We start from the raw sequence: 16393 nt of genomic DNA, 5'->3' as shown, positions 1-16393 counted from the left end.
AAGTTCGGCGCCGCCTTCCTGAACACCGTCCTGCTCGCCGCCCTGCCCACCGCCCTGGTCGCGGTGATCGCTCAGGCCCTCTGATCGGTCGCCTTCGCCCTTCCGATCAACGAGAGCTTTGACGATCTTGCACAAGACAGCGATGAATGGCGCCGCGACGGGGTTCGCCGGACCCCGCGCGGCGTTCTCGCCCCGTCTTCCGGCCTGAAGAGGCCTGCCTTATTCCATGCGCCCGCCCAAGTCGTTTCGGATCAGACCGGTCGAGGCGCTCGCCCCAAGGCGCAGGGACCATGGGTGGATGCGAAACGTGCGGACCATGGGTCCCGGTTCGTTGTCCAGCTTCCTCAAGGTCGTGCTGGACGTGGCCTGGGTGCTTCTGGGCCTGATCACCGGCGCGCTTCTGATCCTCTTGGTCGTGGCGGTCTTTATTCCCATGACCAACCTCAACATCACCGTGTCCAGCGACGGCGACGGCAGGCAGTTGCCGCTGACCCGTCCGCTTCTGGTCTTCGGGGTCGGCGCCCTGACCGCCTATTTCGGCGGCTTCATGCTGATCCTGCAGGGCTTGCGCAAGATCTTCCGCACCCTGACCGCCGGCGATCCGTTTCATCCCAACAATGTGCGCCGCCTGCGCCAGATCGGCCTGACCCTGGCCCTGGTCACCGGCGGCGTGTGGGTGGCGCAAGGCTTCGTCGCCGCCCGGCTCGCCCCCGGCATCATGGACCCGCAAGGGTTCGGAGAGCTGCTGACGCCGATCTTTTCGGTGCTGATCGTTTTCGTGCTGGCCGAGGTCTTTCGCGAAGGCGCCCGGCTGCGGCGCGAATCCGAACTGACGATCTGAGCGGACTGGTGTAGGCGACAAGACGACCATGGCCATCCGCGTGACCCTTGATCGCGTTCTTCTGGAACGCCGCATGTCCCTGACCGAACTGGCGGACCGCGTCGGCGTGACCGTCGCCAATCTGTCGATCCTGAAGACGGGCAAGGCGCGGGCGGTGCGCTTCTCGACCCTGGACGCCCTGTGCCGGGAACTGGACTGCCAGCCGGGCGACCTGCTGGCGCATGAGCCGGGGCCGCCCGCCTTCGACGACGACCCGGAATGAGCCGCCGCCGCGGCTCCGAGCGTGACGCGAATGGCCTGACGTCCGAGGACCGCCGCATCTGGGCGCGCGTCTCCGGCACGGTGGTCCCGCCTAAGGTCCGCAAGGCCCAACGCGTGCCGGTCGCCGGACCCGACGTCGCAACGCCTGCCGAGCCCGCGCCACCGAAGCGGCCTCCATCCGCCGCCACAGCGCCTTCACCGACGCCGCTGGAGACCGCTCCGTCGCGTCCGTCCAAATCTCGCCCCGCCCCCGAAACGCTGGAGCCGCGCCGCCAGCGCCGGCTGGTGCGCGAGCGCGATCCGATCGAGGCGCGCATCGACCTGCACGGCTTCGGCCGCTTCGAGGCCGAGGACCAGTTGCGGGCCTTTCTGCTGGGCAGTCAGGCGCGGGGCCTGCGCGCCGTGCTGGTCATCACCGGCCAGGGGCGCCGGGGCGGCGGCGTGATCCGCGCCTCGTTCGAGGAATGGCTGCACGCGGCGGCGCTGCGCGGCGTGGTGTCCGGCTTCTCGTCCGCCGGACGCCGCCATGGCGGCGAAGGCGCCTTCTACGTCACCCTGAAGCGGCGCGGTTAGCCGACAGCCAGTCCGCGTTCCGCCGCTAGATTCTCCAGCGGCGTCATCGGACGCGGACCCCAGTGGGCGATCACTTCCGACGCCGCCAGCGATCCCAGTGCGCCCGCCTGATCCAGCGGCAGGCCGCGCGCCAGGCCCAGCAGCACCCCGGCCGCGTACTGGTCGCCGGCGCCGGTGGTGTCCACCACCTTGTCGACCGGGAAGGCGGCGACCGCCACGCGTTCTTCGCCGCGCAGGATCACCGAGCCGGACGCGCCGCGCGTGATCGCGGCGGTCTCGACGATGGCGGAGAGCTTCTGCGCCGCCGCGTCGAAATCTTCCGTCTCGAACAGCGCCGCCAGCTCGCCTTCGTTGGCCAGGACGATGTCGGCCGACGCCTCGATAAAGGCCAGCAACTCGGCCCGCCAGCGCGCGACCACAAAGGTGTCGGACAGGGTGATCGCCACCTTGCGGCCCGCCGCGTGCGCGATCTCGGCCGCGCGCTCGAACGCCGCGCGCGCGTGCGGCGGATCGAACAGATAGCCTTCCAGATAGACAATGGCGCTGTCGCCGATCACGGCGGCGTCGATGTCGTCGGCGAACAGCTGGTTCGCGGCGCCCAGGAAGGTGGCCATGGTCCGCTGGCCGTCCGGCGTGACGTTGATCAGGCAGCGTCCGGTGCCGAAGCCGCGCTCGGCGCCGTCCTCCAGCGCGGGTGTGTCGAAGTGGACGCCGACGGCGCGGATGTCGTGGCTGAACACCTCGCCCAGCGTGTCCGCGGCCACCTTGCCGACATAGGCCGCCCGCCCGCCGAACGATCCGACGCCGGCCACCGTATTTCCGGCCGATCCGCCGGACGCCTCGACCCCGGCCGCCATGGCGTCATACAGCGCCGCGCTCTGGTCGGCGTCCACCAGTTGCATCGAGCCGGGCGCCAGGCCCTGCGCCGTCAGAAAGGCGTCATCGCACGGGCTCAGCACGTCCACGATGGCGTTGCCGACGGCGCAGACGTCGAAGCGGGCGGAGGAAGCGAGCTGGGTCATGCGCCGCCCATAACGGGACAAGCGGTCTTGCGCCAGCACGACTAGAGGGTTCGAACGGCCGGATTTCCGAAACAAGGCGCGGCTCTGGAATGGCGGAACTTTGAGCCGCTTGCGGATACCCCGCCGTCGTGACGATCATGACGAGGGCGACAACCAGGCTGGAGAGCTTCATCGCCCTCTCCACGCCAGATCGACAGCCATCGACAAGGCAGGAGACGGGCGTGGTGGATGCGACAGGGATTGAACCTGTGACCCCCTCGGTGTGAACGCCACCGAAGCCGTTTCAGACGGTCTCACGCGGGTGCAACCCACGGAAGACAAACAGTTTCCGGTTTTGCCTCAGTTTCACGGTTGTTCCCCCAGTTCGGTTTTCGCCGCCCCAGTGACGCCCCACTACAGGCACATCGTAGGGGTCAGTCGTCGACCGCAGAGCGAACTCCCATGCCAACCAATCAGATCAGCACGGACCGCCAAATCGCCGCCTTGAAGCCGCGCGACAAGCTGTACGAGGTCGGGATCCAGAGCAGCCGAGGCCTCTGTCTGCGCGTTTTCCCAACCGGCACGAAAAACTTCGAATTCCGCTATACGGCCAACAACGGCTTGCGTCGACGCCACCCGCTGGGAGCCTACCCCGACATCGGCCTTTCTTTGGCAAGAGCCAAGGCGGCGGCGCTGCGGGTCAGCGTTGTCGATGGCGACGATCCTGCCGCCCGACGCGCCGAAGCGCGGGAAAAGGCCAGGACAGGAGAAACCCTGTCAGAGCTTGCTGACGCCTATTGGAGAGCCGCAGCGCGAGGACTTCATGGCGGGAGACGGCGCCCCAAACGCGAGGTGACGATCCAGAAGGAGAAGGGTTTCTGGAAAAACCATCTTGAGCGAGCCATGGGATCACGCCGTTTTGCCGAGATCAAGCGCGCCGATGTCCGCATCTTCATGCGGGATCTCGCCCTTGACAGCGGACTGAGTCCAAGCAGCGTTGCTGGTGTCGGCTCGCTTCTTCAATCCATTCTCGGCTTCGCGGTGCACGAGGAGCGGCTTGAGGCCAATCCGGCTGTGGGCCTGGCTCAGCCCCTGGCCTTGACGTCCCGCGACCGCATGTTCAACGACGAAGGTCTGGCGATCCTCCAGCGCGCGGCGAAGAACGCTTCACCCTTGAGGTTCGACGGGCATAACAAGGCCGACAAACATGCGCGGCTGGAGCCGGAGATGGGGTTGGCTCTTCAGCTCCTGATGTTGACCCTGACGCGACGGTCGGAGGCGGCAGGCGCGCGATGGGCCGAGATCGATCTCAATGCAGGCCTTTGGACCATCCCATCGGAACGCGCCAAGGCGCGACATCTTCACGTCGTTCCCCTCTCTCCCTCCTCGCTGGCCGTTCTGCTAGCGGCCCGCGACCTCCACCCCAAATCGCCGTTCGTGTTCCCTTCCCAACAGGTCAAAGGCGCCCACCTCGACCCGCATGCCGTGACGCGCGCGGTGGCTAGGATTTGCAAGCGGCACCAGATCGCCGCCGGCTCACCGCACGACATCCGCAGGTCCGGCGCAACAACCCTGGTTGGCCGGTACGGCGTCAGCCGGCTCGTCGTGGGCTTCCTGCTGGGTCACACCGCTCGCGAAGGCGCTGCCGTCACAAGCGTATATGATCGCCACAGCTACATTCCGGAGAAGCGGGCGGCGCTGGTCCAATGGGCCAATCACTTGTCATCGCTTGAGAGCTGAAGGCTCTTCGGACCGGGTACAGCTCGCATCGGTGCTGCGCACAGCCCGCGCGCGCTGTCGGCATCGAAAAGAGGCGGCGGGATCGCGCGCAACCGGCCGCATGGTCGTCAGCTTGTGCGCCACAAGATCTGCAACCTTCGGCCTGAGATCGCCCAAATGGCGCATGCGTCGTGGGGCATCAGCCCACTCGCGAAGCATCGCAACAAGATCAGAACAGCATACGATTCTGGTAGAGCTCGAACCTGAATCTGGACGCCCCAACCCGCAATGAAGTTGCGGGCATGAAGCGGCAGATCTGCGGTCTGAATATATACTTGCCCATTGTGAAAGATATTTGCATCAATCCACAGCATAGGACCGGCGTTTCTGCCCTGTCTGGTCCGCCCATAGACATCGGAGGGCGAGATGCATTCGGTTCAGCCGCGCGATCCCTATGGGGCCGCTCTCGGCGCAGTGAGGCGACTCGCCGAGGCCGGGCGGTTCGTGCCCGGAGAGCCCATCGTCGTGACGGACTTAGCCGCAGAAGTCGGTTTCAGCCCAACGCCCGTCCGGGAAGCCTTGGCATGTTTGGCGGGACAAGGGCTGATCGAGCGTCGCCGCGGACGCGGCTACTTCTACCCGGCGCTCACCGCCTCCGAAGTCATTGACCTGTTCGAACTCCAGCTAGCCTATCTGCACGCCGCCTTGACGCTCCACCCACGAGGTCTTGCACCCCTGCGGAAGGCGGTCATGTCAGTGGACCCGTTGAACGGCGTTCAAACGCTGTTCGACGCCATCATCACTCAGTCCGCGAACGCAGCCCTTGCGCTAGCCCATCAGCGCCTGGTGGATCGCCTTGGCGCCGTTCTCAAGGCCGAGAAGGGTAACGACTACGGTGATGGCGCGACTGTGCAGGCTATGGTCAGGGTCATAAACAAAGGCGACATACCTGCACTGCTTGATCTTCTCGAGGACCATCATGAGCGGCGTTGCGCGCGCGCCTCGATGCTGCTGATTCAGACCGCCTGACCAGTCTTCAAGCGAGGGCGAGTTTGGGCACTCATCCTGCGCCTGCGTGCACCAGTGCAGCCAGAGCACCGGACGCCGCAATTCGGCGATCATGATACCGGGCCACAAGATCTAAAAAAGCCGGATCGGTTTCCTCCGCGTAGACCTTGTAGAGGGCGGTCGCCTCGGCGGACAGGTCGTCGAAAAGGTGGGCTTCAAGCCTTCGCACCAGATCAAGCTGACCATCGACCTTTTGGTAAGCGCTCCAGAGCACCTGATTACCCGCGCTGCAGACGATGGAAGAGAAAAGTCGGGTCGCCGCTGCGGTGGGGTCCTCGGCTTCGAAGCGCGGCGGAGGGGGCCGGAGCGAGCCCAGTGCTCGGCCGTTGAGTTCGATTGCGATCCGCACGTATTGGGCGTGCATGGCGTAGCGGTCGCGCGCCGCTGGGGCGTCAAGCCTCGCCGTGACATAGCCACCCAACGTCGCTCTCTCCACCAGCCCCTCGCCGCTCAGGCGCGCAAGCGCCTCGCGCACCGGCGTGGTGGAAAGGTGCAGCCGCTCTGCCTCGTCTTGGACGATGACGGGCGATCCGCCCGGCAGGGCTCCCGAATAGATTCGCTCACGCAACGACGACAGCGCCTGGGTGAACGGGTCGCGGTTTCGCGCCATTGTTCAGTTCCGATCCACCCGAGGCCCCGGCCGGCTCCCGATCGCTCTCTATGGTTCTCGAGAAGAGCCACCCCGTCTGCGAAAAATTTCGTCGGAAGCGCCGCAGAAGGGCGGCATGCGGCCCGCTGATTTCTTGCGGGCGGATGGTCCGCGCCGGATTCATTCACAAAAGTTGCACACGTCAGCATTGATCCAGCACAATCTAGGCAGCACCTTTGGGGGAGAGGGGTCGATCGTCTATGCCTTCCGAACCGCCGGAGAAAATGAGCGACGCCCGGTCGATCGGCCTGGCGGCGAGAGCGGTGCGTCGAGGGCGGAACATGACGGCGCAGCAGGTAGCGACGTCGATGAACCTTCCCCTACGAACCTACGAGTACTTCGAAGCCGGCTCCGGCCGAGTGAACCTGGACTACGTCCACCGCTTCGCCGCCGCCACCAACTGCGATCCTTATTCCATGCTGCTCGGGCCTGCCTTGGGATCCATCGAGTTCGCTCGTCGCACCGCCGATAACAAGCTCATGCTGATCTTCCTGATCGCCCTGGGCGAGTTCGAGCGGACCATGGAGGAGCGATTGTCGACCGTTGACCCCCGCGCGTTGATCGAGGCCTTCACCGAGACATTTCGAAAGTTGGAGACGGAGAACCGACTGCGGAGCCAGGAAACCGCCACTTGGCTGGATGCAGGCCGAGATCGAATTGCGGGCAAGTCGCCGACCACTTCGAGCTAACCCGCCAGGGTTGAATACACAACAAATATAGATTGCAGCAAACGCGCCTCCGTCGCTCCATTAGGCGTCGCATCCCGCGACAGATCATGGAGGTAGAAATGACTCGCATCCGTATCCGGACCCTCACCATTGGCGCCGTCTCCACACTGACGCGCGGCGGGTTCGAGAACCTGGTTACTGAGGCCGACAAGCGCCCCTACATCCAGATGGCCTGAGCGTGCGGGCGGACGCCTTGCGGCGTCCGCCCGACGTTTACTGAGATGAGCCTGTTTATTGCCGATGGCGTGTTCATGACAGCGTGCGACGCCGATGTGGTCGTGCTGGACACCCGGTCCGACACCTACAGCTGCCTTCCCGAAGCCGCCGGAGTGCTGGACCTGACCCTCAACTCCGTAGAGGGACGGCCCGAGCTGCTTGAGGATCTCGCGGCAGCCGGTCTCCTAACCTCTATGGTCCAACCGTCGAGACAGCCGCTTCCCGCCCCACCGGCGCAAGCCCTTGCGTTCGACGCGGCTCGGCCGGGCCTTCGGGACGAGATCGCCGTGGTTCAAGGCATGATGGGAGCTTGGCGTCATGGACCCGGACGGCGTTCGCTTAGCGACCTTCTCGCGCCTCAGCCTTCTCCTGCCCCAAAAGCCGCGGACCCCGCGAGCGTAGCGCGTCTGACGTCTGCGTTTGTGCGGCGATTGCCCTGGGATCCCGCGCAGGGGTCTTGCCTCTACAGGGCATGGCTGCTGCGGCGTATTCTCCAGTCCCGCGGGGAGGAAGCGGCATGGGTCTTCGGCGTCAGGACCTGGCCATTCGGCGCGCACTGCTGGCTGCAGATCGGCGAATTCGCGCTTGACGATGATCCAGATCGGATCGCGCAGTACACGCCGATCATGGCCGTCTGAAATGGGCGATACTGTCGCCCTGTCGTGGCGCGACGCCGCTGAACCGGCGGCGAAACGGATCATCGCCGCCGCGAGCGCCGCAGGCGTTCAAAGCTTGTCCCAATCGCCCCGAGGATGGATCGGCGTCATCGGCCCTCGCCCACCCCGCCTTCACGATTTCCACGGTGGCTTGATTGCGCTGGGCGATGTCTTCGCGACGCCTGCTCAGGCGCATTTGAACAGTGGCGGACGGCTGGGTCGACTTCGGAACCTGACAATCTGTCGGTGGGGTCGGTATGTCGCCCTCGACCGTGACAGCGACGGGACCTTGCGAGCGGCGCTGCGGGATCCTTCGGGCGCATTTGAACTCGCCGCCTGGCAGGTCCCTGGCGTGTGCGTCGTCAGCACATCGACCCCGGATTGGCTGATGGACGTCGCCTGCCCCGATATCGAAATTGATTGGAAAGGCGTGCCAAGCCTGCTTGCCGACCCGAATGTAGGTCTGACCCAGCCTCCCCTCCGGAATATCTCCATCCTTGATGCTGGAGAGATGATCGATCTCGACACCGGCCGGCGGGAACAAGTCTGGCGCCCGGGCGGAAGCCCACCGGACCTGTGGGATCCCGATGTCGCGCGCGAGGGGCTGAGGGAACGGGTCGAAGGCTGCGTTACGGCCTTGGCGGGCGAAGTCGGCCGGCTGGGGGCGGAGATTTCGGGGGGATTGGACTCCGCCATTGTCGCGACCGCGCTCGGCGCCCGCCGGGACCGCTCAGCGCTTTGGCTCAACGTTCGATCGGAACGACCGGAGACCGACGAACGGCCCTATGCCGCGGCGGTAGCGGAACGTCTCGGGGTCCGGCTGACCTATGTTCAAAGAGTGGAGCAGGCGCTGGAGGCGGAGGTGCTGGCGCGCACCGCAGGCGGCCTGCGTCCTGGGTACAACGGGGCCGATCCCGTGTTCGACGCGCTCATCGCGGACGGCTGCCGACAGGCGCAGCTGGACGCCCTGTCCACTGGCAAGGGCGGGGACGCCCTCTTCTACCAAGGCGCATCGGTCGCCGTCTTTGGAGATCTCTGGCGGGAACGTGGTGTACGCGCGGTCTTTTCTCCGCAGCTCGCCGACGTGGCCCGGTGGACCCGCCGTTCAGCCTGGAGTGTGCTTCGGGAGGCCTGGAGACAGAAGCCCGCATACAACGCCTCGGCGGCGAACCCGCTTCTCGCCGACGCGCATGCCGATCATCGTGGGACCCGGCATCCCTGGGCTGTCGATGGCGATGGTTTGGGTCCCGGCAAGCAGCTCCAGCTCCAAGCGCTGATTTCCAACCTCGCCTATGTGACCGCCTGCCGGCGCACAGATGTGGTGGACCTGATCCATCCTCTGATGGCTCAGCCTCTGGTCGAGTGGATAATGCGCATCCCGACGCCCGTGCTGACCGGCGGATCGACCGACCGGCGCCTCGCGCGCGCCGCCTTTGCGGACAGCCTGCCGGCTGAAGTGACCTGGCGACGATCAAAGGGCGACTACACGGCCACGTTCGAGCGTGAAGCCGCGGCCAGCCTCCCATTCCTGCGAGAGCATCTTCTCGATGGCCTTCTGGTCGGCAAAGGCGTCATTGATCGTCGACGCGCCGAAGCCCTGCTCGACCGCGATCACCTGATGTGGGCGGGAGGCGGCGTTCAGCTGACCTCGGCCGCCGTGGTGGAAAGCTGGCTTCGGCGATGGCTGGCCCGCGAAGGTCATGAGGCGGACCGGCGGAAGGCGGGGCTGTCTCCGCCAGCCAGCGCAGGATCTGCCGATACATCTCGCGGAGATTGGCCGGGCTCTCCACCGTATGGCCCTCCCCCCACCAGGTGATCAGGCGGACATCCTTGTTCTGGCGCCAGAGCGCCGCATACATCGACTCCGACTGTCCCAGCCCCGTGTCGCGTTCTCCCTTCATGATCAGGATCGGAGTCTCTATGCGGTCGGCCTGGAGCAGCGGGGAGTTGCGGGCATAGCGGTCGGGGTCCGCCCAGGGCGGCGCCCCCATGCCGCCCTGACTCATCTCGACCCATCCCTGGTCGGGCCGCATCGACGTCCCCCATCGTGGATCGGCCCGGTTCCAGGGCGCGAACTCACCCCATTTCTGGAACAGGTTCGCTACCGAGGCCTGAACAATGATCGAGCGAAAACGGCGCGTCTGGGTCGCAACCGCCAGTCCGCCGTATCCGCCAAAGCTGTGGCCCCAATAAACAAGCCGGTCGCCGTCGAGTTCGGGATGCTCGCGCAGCGCCTGGTCGACGACCGCAAGCAGTTGATCCGCCAGACCAGCCGCCGGTTCGGCGGGATAAAAGGGGCGTGGCAGGCTTGGCCGGAGGACTGCATATCCAGCAGCTGTGAGCTGCTGAAAGTTCAGCTCCGTCACGAATTCCGCCGGGTCGCGCTGCGGCGTCTCCAGGCGGCCAGGGTAGGCGAGGACCACCAAGGGCGTCCGACCAGCCACAGGGGTGGTCGGCATATATAGCCAGCTCGTCAGCGCCTGGCCATCCGGACCCGTGTGAGGCACGGCCAGGGGCTTGGCGAAATCGACTTCCGACAGATAGGCGTTGAGGGTGGCCAGAACGCGCGGCTCGGCGTCAGCGCGCCGAAGCACCAGGGTCCGCATTCCGTTGCGCGTCGTCTCCTCGACTACCGTCCGGCCCCTGCCGACGCGCGCTGTGACCAGGAGCCCTGCATCCGCGACAGCCGACGCGGGCGGCCGATCCTCGATCGATCGCAGCCAACCGTTTCGATCGACAGCAAACACCTCATTGAACCGGCCGGGCGTGTTGTAGCGCAAGCGCGGAATGGTCAGGGCGCTGAACGGCGCGAACGGCGTCAGCCCGCTCGGCGGGGTCAGGCGGCTGAGAGCGCCGTCCGGTCCCATCCGCCAAGCGGCGCCGTCGGCGACCGCGAGCAGATCACGGCCGTCGATCCCTTCGATGCGGGCGGGTGAAGTTGAGAGGTCTGCCGAGAGGTTTACCGCACGATCCGGCTCCAGACGGAACCAGTCGAACCGCTCTGCCGATCCGCGTCTGGCGCGAAGCACCGCCCGGTCACCCTGCCACAGCGCGCGCACCGCCGTGAAACTGGCGACCTGAGTCGCGGAAACGTCCGGTTCGAGGCCGAAGCGTCCAAAGATCTCCACCCCGCCATCTGCCCGAAGCGCCGCGAGTTCGCCGGATGCGGGACCTTCCACACCCGGCAGCCACACCAGGACCCGGGTGCTGTCCGGCGACCAGCTCATCAGATGGGGCGCCGCCGAGCAGGTGGCGCAAGGACGGCTGATCTCACCTGTCCGCAGGTCGATGATCTGAAGGTGACGCCGCTCCGGCTTGTCCACCGGCCACAAGGGCCGATCCGGATCAACCGGCGGCTCGGCGCCCTGCGTCAAGGCGGCAAGGCGCCGCCCGTCCGGAGACAACTCAAGATCGACGAACCGGCCGGTCGAAAGACGCCGCTTGCGCCCCGTCGACACCTCCAGGTGGACGATGTCCACATCCGGCGACAGAGGAGTGGAATCAGCAAAGCGCCCCGCGCCCATCAACGTCGCGCTCGGACGCTCGCCGGAAACCTGAGCCGCCCACCGTTCCCGGGTCAGCCGCAGGGCGCCCGCATCCCAGCCGATGACGTATGGAAGGGCGTCATCCTTGCGGTCAATCAGGACCAGTTCGTCGTCGGATCGCCATTGCGCCACCCGTCCCACGCCGGGCGCGTCGGGCCGCACATCCAGCCAGCGGACCGTGCGCGTCGCCATCTCGACCACTCCCGCCCGCCACTGACCGCCCCGCAGGCGGTAGATCAGCAAACGCCGCCCGGACGGCGACCAGTCGCCGATCACATGGCCGACCCCTTCAGACGGGATCAGGAGCTGCGCCGGCCGGTTCGCGGCGGCATCCGCCACCCATAGGCGGTTCGTCGCCGCTCGCGAGAAGGCGCCGTAATCGAAGCGCGGCGTCTCCGAATAGGGCGCCTGCCGCTCGAACACGACCCACCGCTCGCCAGGATCGATCGTCGCCGCACCGAACGCCGCCTGGTTCAGGAGGTCGTCGATTGAGTAAGAACGACCGCCGGCTTCGGCCTGGACAAGGCCGCCCCACAACAGGCAGGCCGCCAGCGTCAAGGCGCTGGCGAGCCGCCAAACGATGCAGTGCATGGCCCGTCACCAGCGACGGGTCAGCTGCAGCGAGACCACCCGGCCGAGCGCATCGGCCTGACCCGCGTCATAGCCGTCGCCGGATGCAGAGTCATAGAACGGCGGCGCTTCGTCCAGGATGTTCCTGACGTTGAGGGCGATTTCGACACCCGACGCTCCAAACGCTCGATCCGGCGCCCAGCGCAGCTGCGCGTCGGCCGTCAGCCATCGATCAATGCGGGGACCGAGTGGATCGCTGTAGGCGTCGACATAGTTGAGCCCAGCTCGCGCGGACCAGCTGTTTCGCGTCCATGTCGCGCCGGCCCTGAGGCGCAGGTCAACCGGATAGCCCGCCACATCCAGCAGCTCGTCCCGCGTCGCCAGAGGCGTGAGCTTGCGGCTGTACTCCAGAAGCCAGGAGGCGGAGAGATCGACATCGACACGGTCCGCGCCGATCGCGAAGCCCCTGCCGAGGCCAAGATCGACGCCCTTCACACGAAGGTCTCCGGTGTTCAGCCAGCGCGCGTCGAAGATCGCAGAGTAGGCGCTGGCGGGATAAAGGCCCGGCGGGACAAACCGGGGATCGGTGATCAGGGCGTCAATCACGGCCAAGTCCGCCGGGATCGAGGGATCCACACGTCGGACAAAGGCCGCGAGGTTGGGATCAGCCAGGGCGTTGTCGATGTTTTCCGCGACAGGGCGGCCGATCCGGTCCTCGAACCGGATGTCGAAATAGGAGGCGTTGATCCGCCAACCCTGCGGCTGATGGTATTCGAAACCAACGGTCAGGGTCTCGGCCGTTTCCGGGTCGAGATCGGTATTGCCCCCGAGCTGGATCACGGCCAGCTTTTCGACGCCGTTCTCCGTGGTCGAGGTCGCGCCGATCACGACCGCCTCATTGAGTTCGTTGAGCGAGGGCGCCCGAAAGGACGTGCCCCAGCTCGCTCGCAGGTTCAGCGCCTCGGCCGGGGACCAGATGACGCCGACCTTGGGATTGGTCGAGCTTCCAAAGTCTTCGTAATGTTCCGTTCGCGCGGCGACCGACACCTCAAGCCGCTGAAGTCCCGGACGAGCGTTACGCTCGCTGATCAGGGGAATGCGGGCTTCCGCGAAGACCGCGGCGATATCCCGAACCTGAGGCGTGATGAAGCTGGTGGAGGGCGCAAGGCCTGAGGTGAAGGTCTCGTTGGAGCGCTCGAACGCCTCCCGGCGAACCTGAGCGCCGATCGCCAGCTTCAGGTCGCCGGCCGGCAGGGACAGAAGCGTCCCATCCGCCAAGGCATTGGCGGTGGAGACCCGGCCACGGTTTTGCGCCCGACTGAAACCTGTGAAGATGAAGTCGGTGACGATCGGCGCATTGGCGCCTCCGCTGCCGAATGGGTTGAAGTAGCCGTCGCGGGCGGCGATGTAGGCGGTGCCGGGATTGTCTGCGGTGAGGCCCAACGCCTCGTAGAGGCGGCTATAGTGAAGCCGCGGCGTGGTGACGTGGCTTTTCTCCTCGGCCCAGGCCGCATAGGCGGCCAGGTTCCAGTCTTTCGGCAGCGCGACGTCAAAGCCGGCGGTCACGCCGATGCTTCTGGACTCGCCCTCGACATAGGCGGGATCAAGGTCGTTGATGAAGCTGTAGGCCAGCTGATGCACGGTCGCTCCGGTAGGCGACACGAAGTGCGGATTGGCGCGCGTGACCGTCAGGATCTCCGAAGGCGCCAGGTTGGCGAAGGCGAACTCCCGATCGCTGAACCGCAGATCCGCCGAAAGGGACAACCGCTCCCCGATATCCTGCCGAACTCGTCCGTAAACAGCATGTCGTTCCTGGGAGGGGATGATATCCGCGCCTTCACGGCGGTTGGACAGGTTGGCCGCGCCGGCGACGAAATCCGCGGCCGTGCGAGCCACGCTGCCCACAGTCGGTCGGATCGCGTGGGTCGCCACATAGCCGGCCTGCACGGGGTCGAACACCACCAGGTTGCCTGGCGAGGAGAAGATGGCGCGGCGATCGGTTCCGCCAAAGGGCCTCAGGTCGCCTGTGGCGGTAAACGCCCGGTCAGACCCCGACAGGGCTGACTGGTCCCGATACTCGTATGACAACAGGGCGGCGCCGCTGCTCCAGCGTCGGCCGACGACATGAGATGCCATAACCTCTTCGGCGCCGCCTTGGGCGGCGGAGATGCGCGCCCGGCTTTCCTGTCCCTCGAAAGCCCGCCTGAGGACGATGTTGACCACGCCGCCCACCGCGTCCGAACCGTAGAGCGCCGATGCGCCGTCGAGCAGGACATCGACTCGTTCTACGGCCGCATTGGGAATGGCCGAGACATCGGTGAATTCGCCTCGGCTGCCGGTTCCGGCCAGGCGACGACCATCGACAAGCACCAGCGTGGAATCGGGCCCCAGCCCGCGCAGGTCGACGCCCGTCGAGAGGGTGCTGTTGGACCCTCCGACGTCGGACGCGGTCAGGAAGGTGGTGGGCGTGGCCGACCCTCCGAAGTTCTGGGGCAAAGCCTGCAGCGCCTCGGCGATGGACCCATGACCCGCCTGGTCGATGGCGGAGGCCGTGAGCGTAACCACCGGCGACGCCGTCTCCGCAGGGCCTCGGATCAAGGTGCCGGTGACGACGATCTCGTCGATTTCCGTCGCCTCGCCAGCGGCTAAGCGTTCGCTTTGACCGCGCCGCAGCACAATCACGCCCGGCCGGCTGCGTGACCAGGCAACGCCGGTGCCGGCCAACAGCCGCTCCAGCGCCGCCTCCGGCGCATGCCGGCCGACAACGCCTCCGGTCCGCAGGCCCGCCGCCAGGTCCGTCGGATAGAGCAGTTGCACGTCCGCCTGCCTGGCATAGGCCATAAGAGCGCTGTCCAGCGGTCCGCCCGCGATGTTGAAGTCGCGCGCGGCGGCCTGGGCGCACGCGGTTGTCGCGAACGCCGCCGACACGATCGGTACGAGCGCGACGCCGGCCAAGAGGCTGCGGGTGCGGATGGTCATCGGTTCAGTCCCCTCCGACGCAAGGTCGCGTCGAACAGGAGACGCAGCGCAGTCACCTCATCTGAGTGCGGCGATGGAATTATTTATCCGCCTGCGGAGGGTGCGCCGAGACGGACCCCGCCGTCCGCCTCGGGGTGGACGCTGAGGCCGAAAAGGTCGGATACGGCTGAAACAAAGGCGTCGCGATCGCCCGAGGCGAACACGCCGTTCACCGGCACCTCGGCCGCGGCCTCTGCGGCCAGGACGATCTTGTCCGGCAGGTAGCGGTTGACCTCCGCCACAGCATCGCGCAGCGGCGCGTTGCGGAACACGAGGCGACCTTCGGACCAGCTGGTCTCCACCTCCGGATCGACCCTGCGCGGCGCCGGATTGGTTCGCGATGTGCGGACCTGCTGTCCGGCGGTCAGGCGCCAGCGCCTCGCCTCGGCCGACGCGCCCTCGCTCACCGCGACCGCGCCTTCGACCAGCGTAACGCGGACTCCCACGGCCTCGCGCCGTACGTCGAACACCGTGCCCAGGGCCGTGACTTCCGTCTCGCCCGCAGCCACCCTGAACGGCCTGGCCGCATCGGAGGCGACGGTGAACAGAGCCTGGCCTTGTTCAAGGATCACGCGGCGCTCTGCTGATCGATATCTGATCCTCAGACGGGTGTTCGTATCGAGCTGGATCCGGGTGCCGTCGCCGAGTCTGACGAGACGCTGGCCCCCCACTTCGGTTGAGTAGAGGTTTCGGGTCGGCAGCCACAGAAACAGCGCAACGGCGGCGACGAGCACCGAAATCCCGACTGCTACGGCCGGAAGACCTCGCCGGATCCAGAAGCGTCCGGTACGGGGCCGCGAGGTCCGGAGCGTCTCCTGCGTCAGCGCTCGGATGTCGGCGTCGGCGCGCAAGGAACCTGTGGTGCGCCACAGGGTCTCGACTCGCCGATAGGCGTCGGCGTTGGCAGGCGTCTCCCGCCAAGTCTTGAACGCTTGGAGCGTGGCGGCGGACACGGGACGTTCGCCGAGACGGACATGCCACTCGGCCGCTTCACGGTCCGCAACGCCCGTCTCGCTTTGCGGGTCGCTCATGGCGCTCCCCATCCGGCTACAGCCGCAACTGGGCTGCGCAGTATTCAAGCGCCTTTTGCATCCGCCACTGCACCGTGGTCACCGGGATGTTCAGGCGTTCGCCTATCTCCTGATACTCCAGATGCGCGAAACGGCTCAAGACGAAGACGTCGCGTAGGCGAGGCGGCATGTTGAGGATGATCTGCTTCAGCAGGACGGCGTCCGCCTGAGAAGCCAGGTCCACGGCGGGCTCCGGCTGGACGTGATCGCTCAGCGACAGCGGACGTGGGCCGCGCCGGCGCGCGCGGTCGATCGCCAGATTGTCGACGATGCGCATCAGAAGCGCTTTGGGATGTTCGATCAAGCCGTGGCGGCTGTAAGGTGCGGCCCGGATCCAGGCCTCCTGTACGAGATCGTCGGCGTCTTCGCCGAACCGTCGACGCAGACGCGCGGTCAGCCAGCCGGAATAGGCGCGATAAAGATCATGAAGGCCGCTGTCGGCCTCCCTGTCCCTCAACCCTCCAGTTCGATCCGACAC

13 protein-coding genes and 1 pseudogene are annotated in these 16393 nt (G+C 66.4%); 8 read left to right on the top strand and 6 right to left on the bottom strand.

Annotated features, from left to right (window positions below; all coding sequences use genetic code 11):
* Positions 1-298 precede the first annotated feature (298 nt).
* The 3 genes from KY493_RS00640 to KY493_RS00630 are packed head-to-tail and all read left to right on the top strand — an operon-like array spanning position 299 to position 1675.
* Positions 299-841 carry a DUF2975 domain-containing protein gene (locus KY493_RS00640; RefSeq protein WP_255567943.1) on the top strand — a complete coding sequence of 181 codons (543 nt, stop codon included), beginning with the start codon at positions 299-301 and terminating at the stop codon, positions 839-841.
* A 28-nt stretch (positions 842-869) separates the two neighbouring features.
* Positions 870-1103: a helix-turn-helix transcriptional regulator gene (locus KY493_RS00635; RefSeq protein ID WP_219897095.1), complete on the top strand. Its 234-nt coding sequence runs from the start codon at positions 870-872 to the stop codon at positions 1101-1103.
* Positions 1100-1675, top strand: coding sequence for a Smr/MutS family protein (locus KY493_RS00630; protein WP_219897094.1), 576 nt, complete (start codon positions 1100-1102; stop codon positions 1673-1675). The genes KY493_RS00635 and KY493_RS00630 overlap by 4 nt, the downstream gene beginning before the upstream one ends.
* Here KY493_RS00630 and KY493_RS00625 read toward each other — a convergent pair.
* Positions 1672-2697, bottom strand: coding sequence for an adenosine kinase (locus KY493_RS00625; protein WP_219897093.1), 1026 nt, complete (start codon positions 2695-2697; stop codon positions 1672-1674). The two genes, KY493_RS00630 and KY493_RS00625, sit on opposite strands and share 4 nt — an antisense overlap.
* Positions 2698-3138: 441 nt before the next feature.
* Between KY493_RS00625 and KY493_RS00620 the strand changes: the two genes are divergently transcribed.
* The gene (locus KY493_RS00620) at positions 3139-4416 is read left to right on the top strand and encodes a site-specific integrase (RefSeq protein WP_219897092.1); all 1278 of its coding nucleotides are present in this window, start codon (positions 3139-3141) and stop codon (positions 4414-4416) included.
* Positions 4417-4821: 405 nt separating this feature from the next.
* Complete coding sequence (locus KY493_RS00615) at positions 4822-5424, top strand: GntR family transcriptional regulator (RefSeq protein WP_219897091.1); 603 nt, start codon at positions 4822-4824, stop codon at positions 5422-5424.
* Positions 5425-5455: 31 nt separating this feature from the next.
* On the opposite strand, the gene KY493_RS00610 is transcribed toward KY493_RS00615, so the two are convergent.
* Entirely contained in the window at positions 5456-6073 is a 618-nt protein-coding gene (locus KY493_RS00610; RefSeq protein WP_219897090.1) for a GntR family transcriptional regulator, read from the bottom strand.
* Positions 6074-6336: 263 nt separating this feature from the next.
* Here KY493_RS00610 and KY493_RS00605 point away from each other — a divergent pair, with 263 nt between their 5' ends.
* The 3 genes and pseudogenes from KY493_RS00605 to KY493_RS14370 all read left to right on the top strand — a co-directional run.
* The gene (locus KY493_RS00605) at positions 6337-6801 is read left to right on the top strand and encodes a helix-turn-helix transcriptional regulator (protein ID WP_219897089.1); all 465 of its coding nucleotides are present in this window, start codon (positions 6337-6339) and stop codon (positions 6799-6801) included.
* 260 nt (positions 6802-7061) lie between these two features.
* The gene (locus tag KY493_RS00600) at positions 7062-7694 is read left to right on the top strand and encodes a lasso peptide biosynthesis B2 protein (protein ID WP_219897088.1); all 633 of its coding nucleotides are present in this window, start codon (positions 7062-7064) and stop codon (positions 7692-7694) included.
* Positions 7648-9327, top strand: a pseudogene (locus tag KY493_RS14370) (asparagine synthase-related protein); the annotation flags it as partial. The gene KY493_RS00600 and the pseudogene KY493_RS14370, both read left to right, overlap by 47 nt.
* Here the strand turns inward: KY493_RS14370 and KY493_RS14365 are convergent.
* The 4 genes from KY493_RS14365 to KY493_RS00580 form a co-directional block, all read right to left on the bottom strand.
* On the bottom strand, positions 9284-10171 hold the full coding sequence (locus tag KY493_RS14365; RefSeq protein ID WP_255568153.1) for a S9 family peptidase: 888 nt from the start codon (positions 10169-10171) through the stop codon (positions 9284-9286). The pseudogene KY493_RS14370 and the gene KY493_RS14365 overlap by 44 nt on opposite strands.
* Positions 10172-11854: 1683 nt before the next feature.
* Positions 11855-14806, bottom strand: coding sequence for a TonB-dependent receptor (locus tag KY493_RS00590; protein WP_219897086.1), 2952 nt, complete (start codon positions 14804-14806; stop codon positions 11855-11857).
* 83 nt (positions 14807-14889) lie between these two features.
* Positions 14890-15876, bottom strand: a complete 987-nt coding sequence (locus KY493_RS00585; RefSeq protein ID WP_219897085.1) for a FecR domain-containing protein — start codon at positions 15874-15876, stop codon at positions 14890-14892.
* 16 nt (positions 15877-15892) lie between these two features.
* Entirely contained in the window at positions 15893-16393 is a 501-nt protein-coding gene (locus KY493_RS00580) for an RNA polymerase sigma factor (RefSeq protein WP_219897084.1), read from the bottom strand.

This window comes from Brevundimonas sp. PAMC22021 (assembly GCF_019443405.1).
Lineage (GTDB): Bacteria > Pseudomonadota > Alphaproteobacteria > Caulobacterales > Caulobacteraceae > Brevundimonas.
The sequence above is the reverse complement of the archived record's forward strand: the minus strand, read 5'-3'. Positions and strand labels throughout refer to the sequence as shown.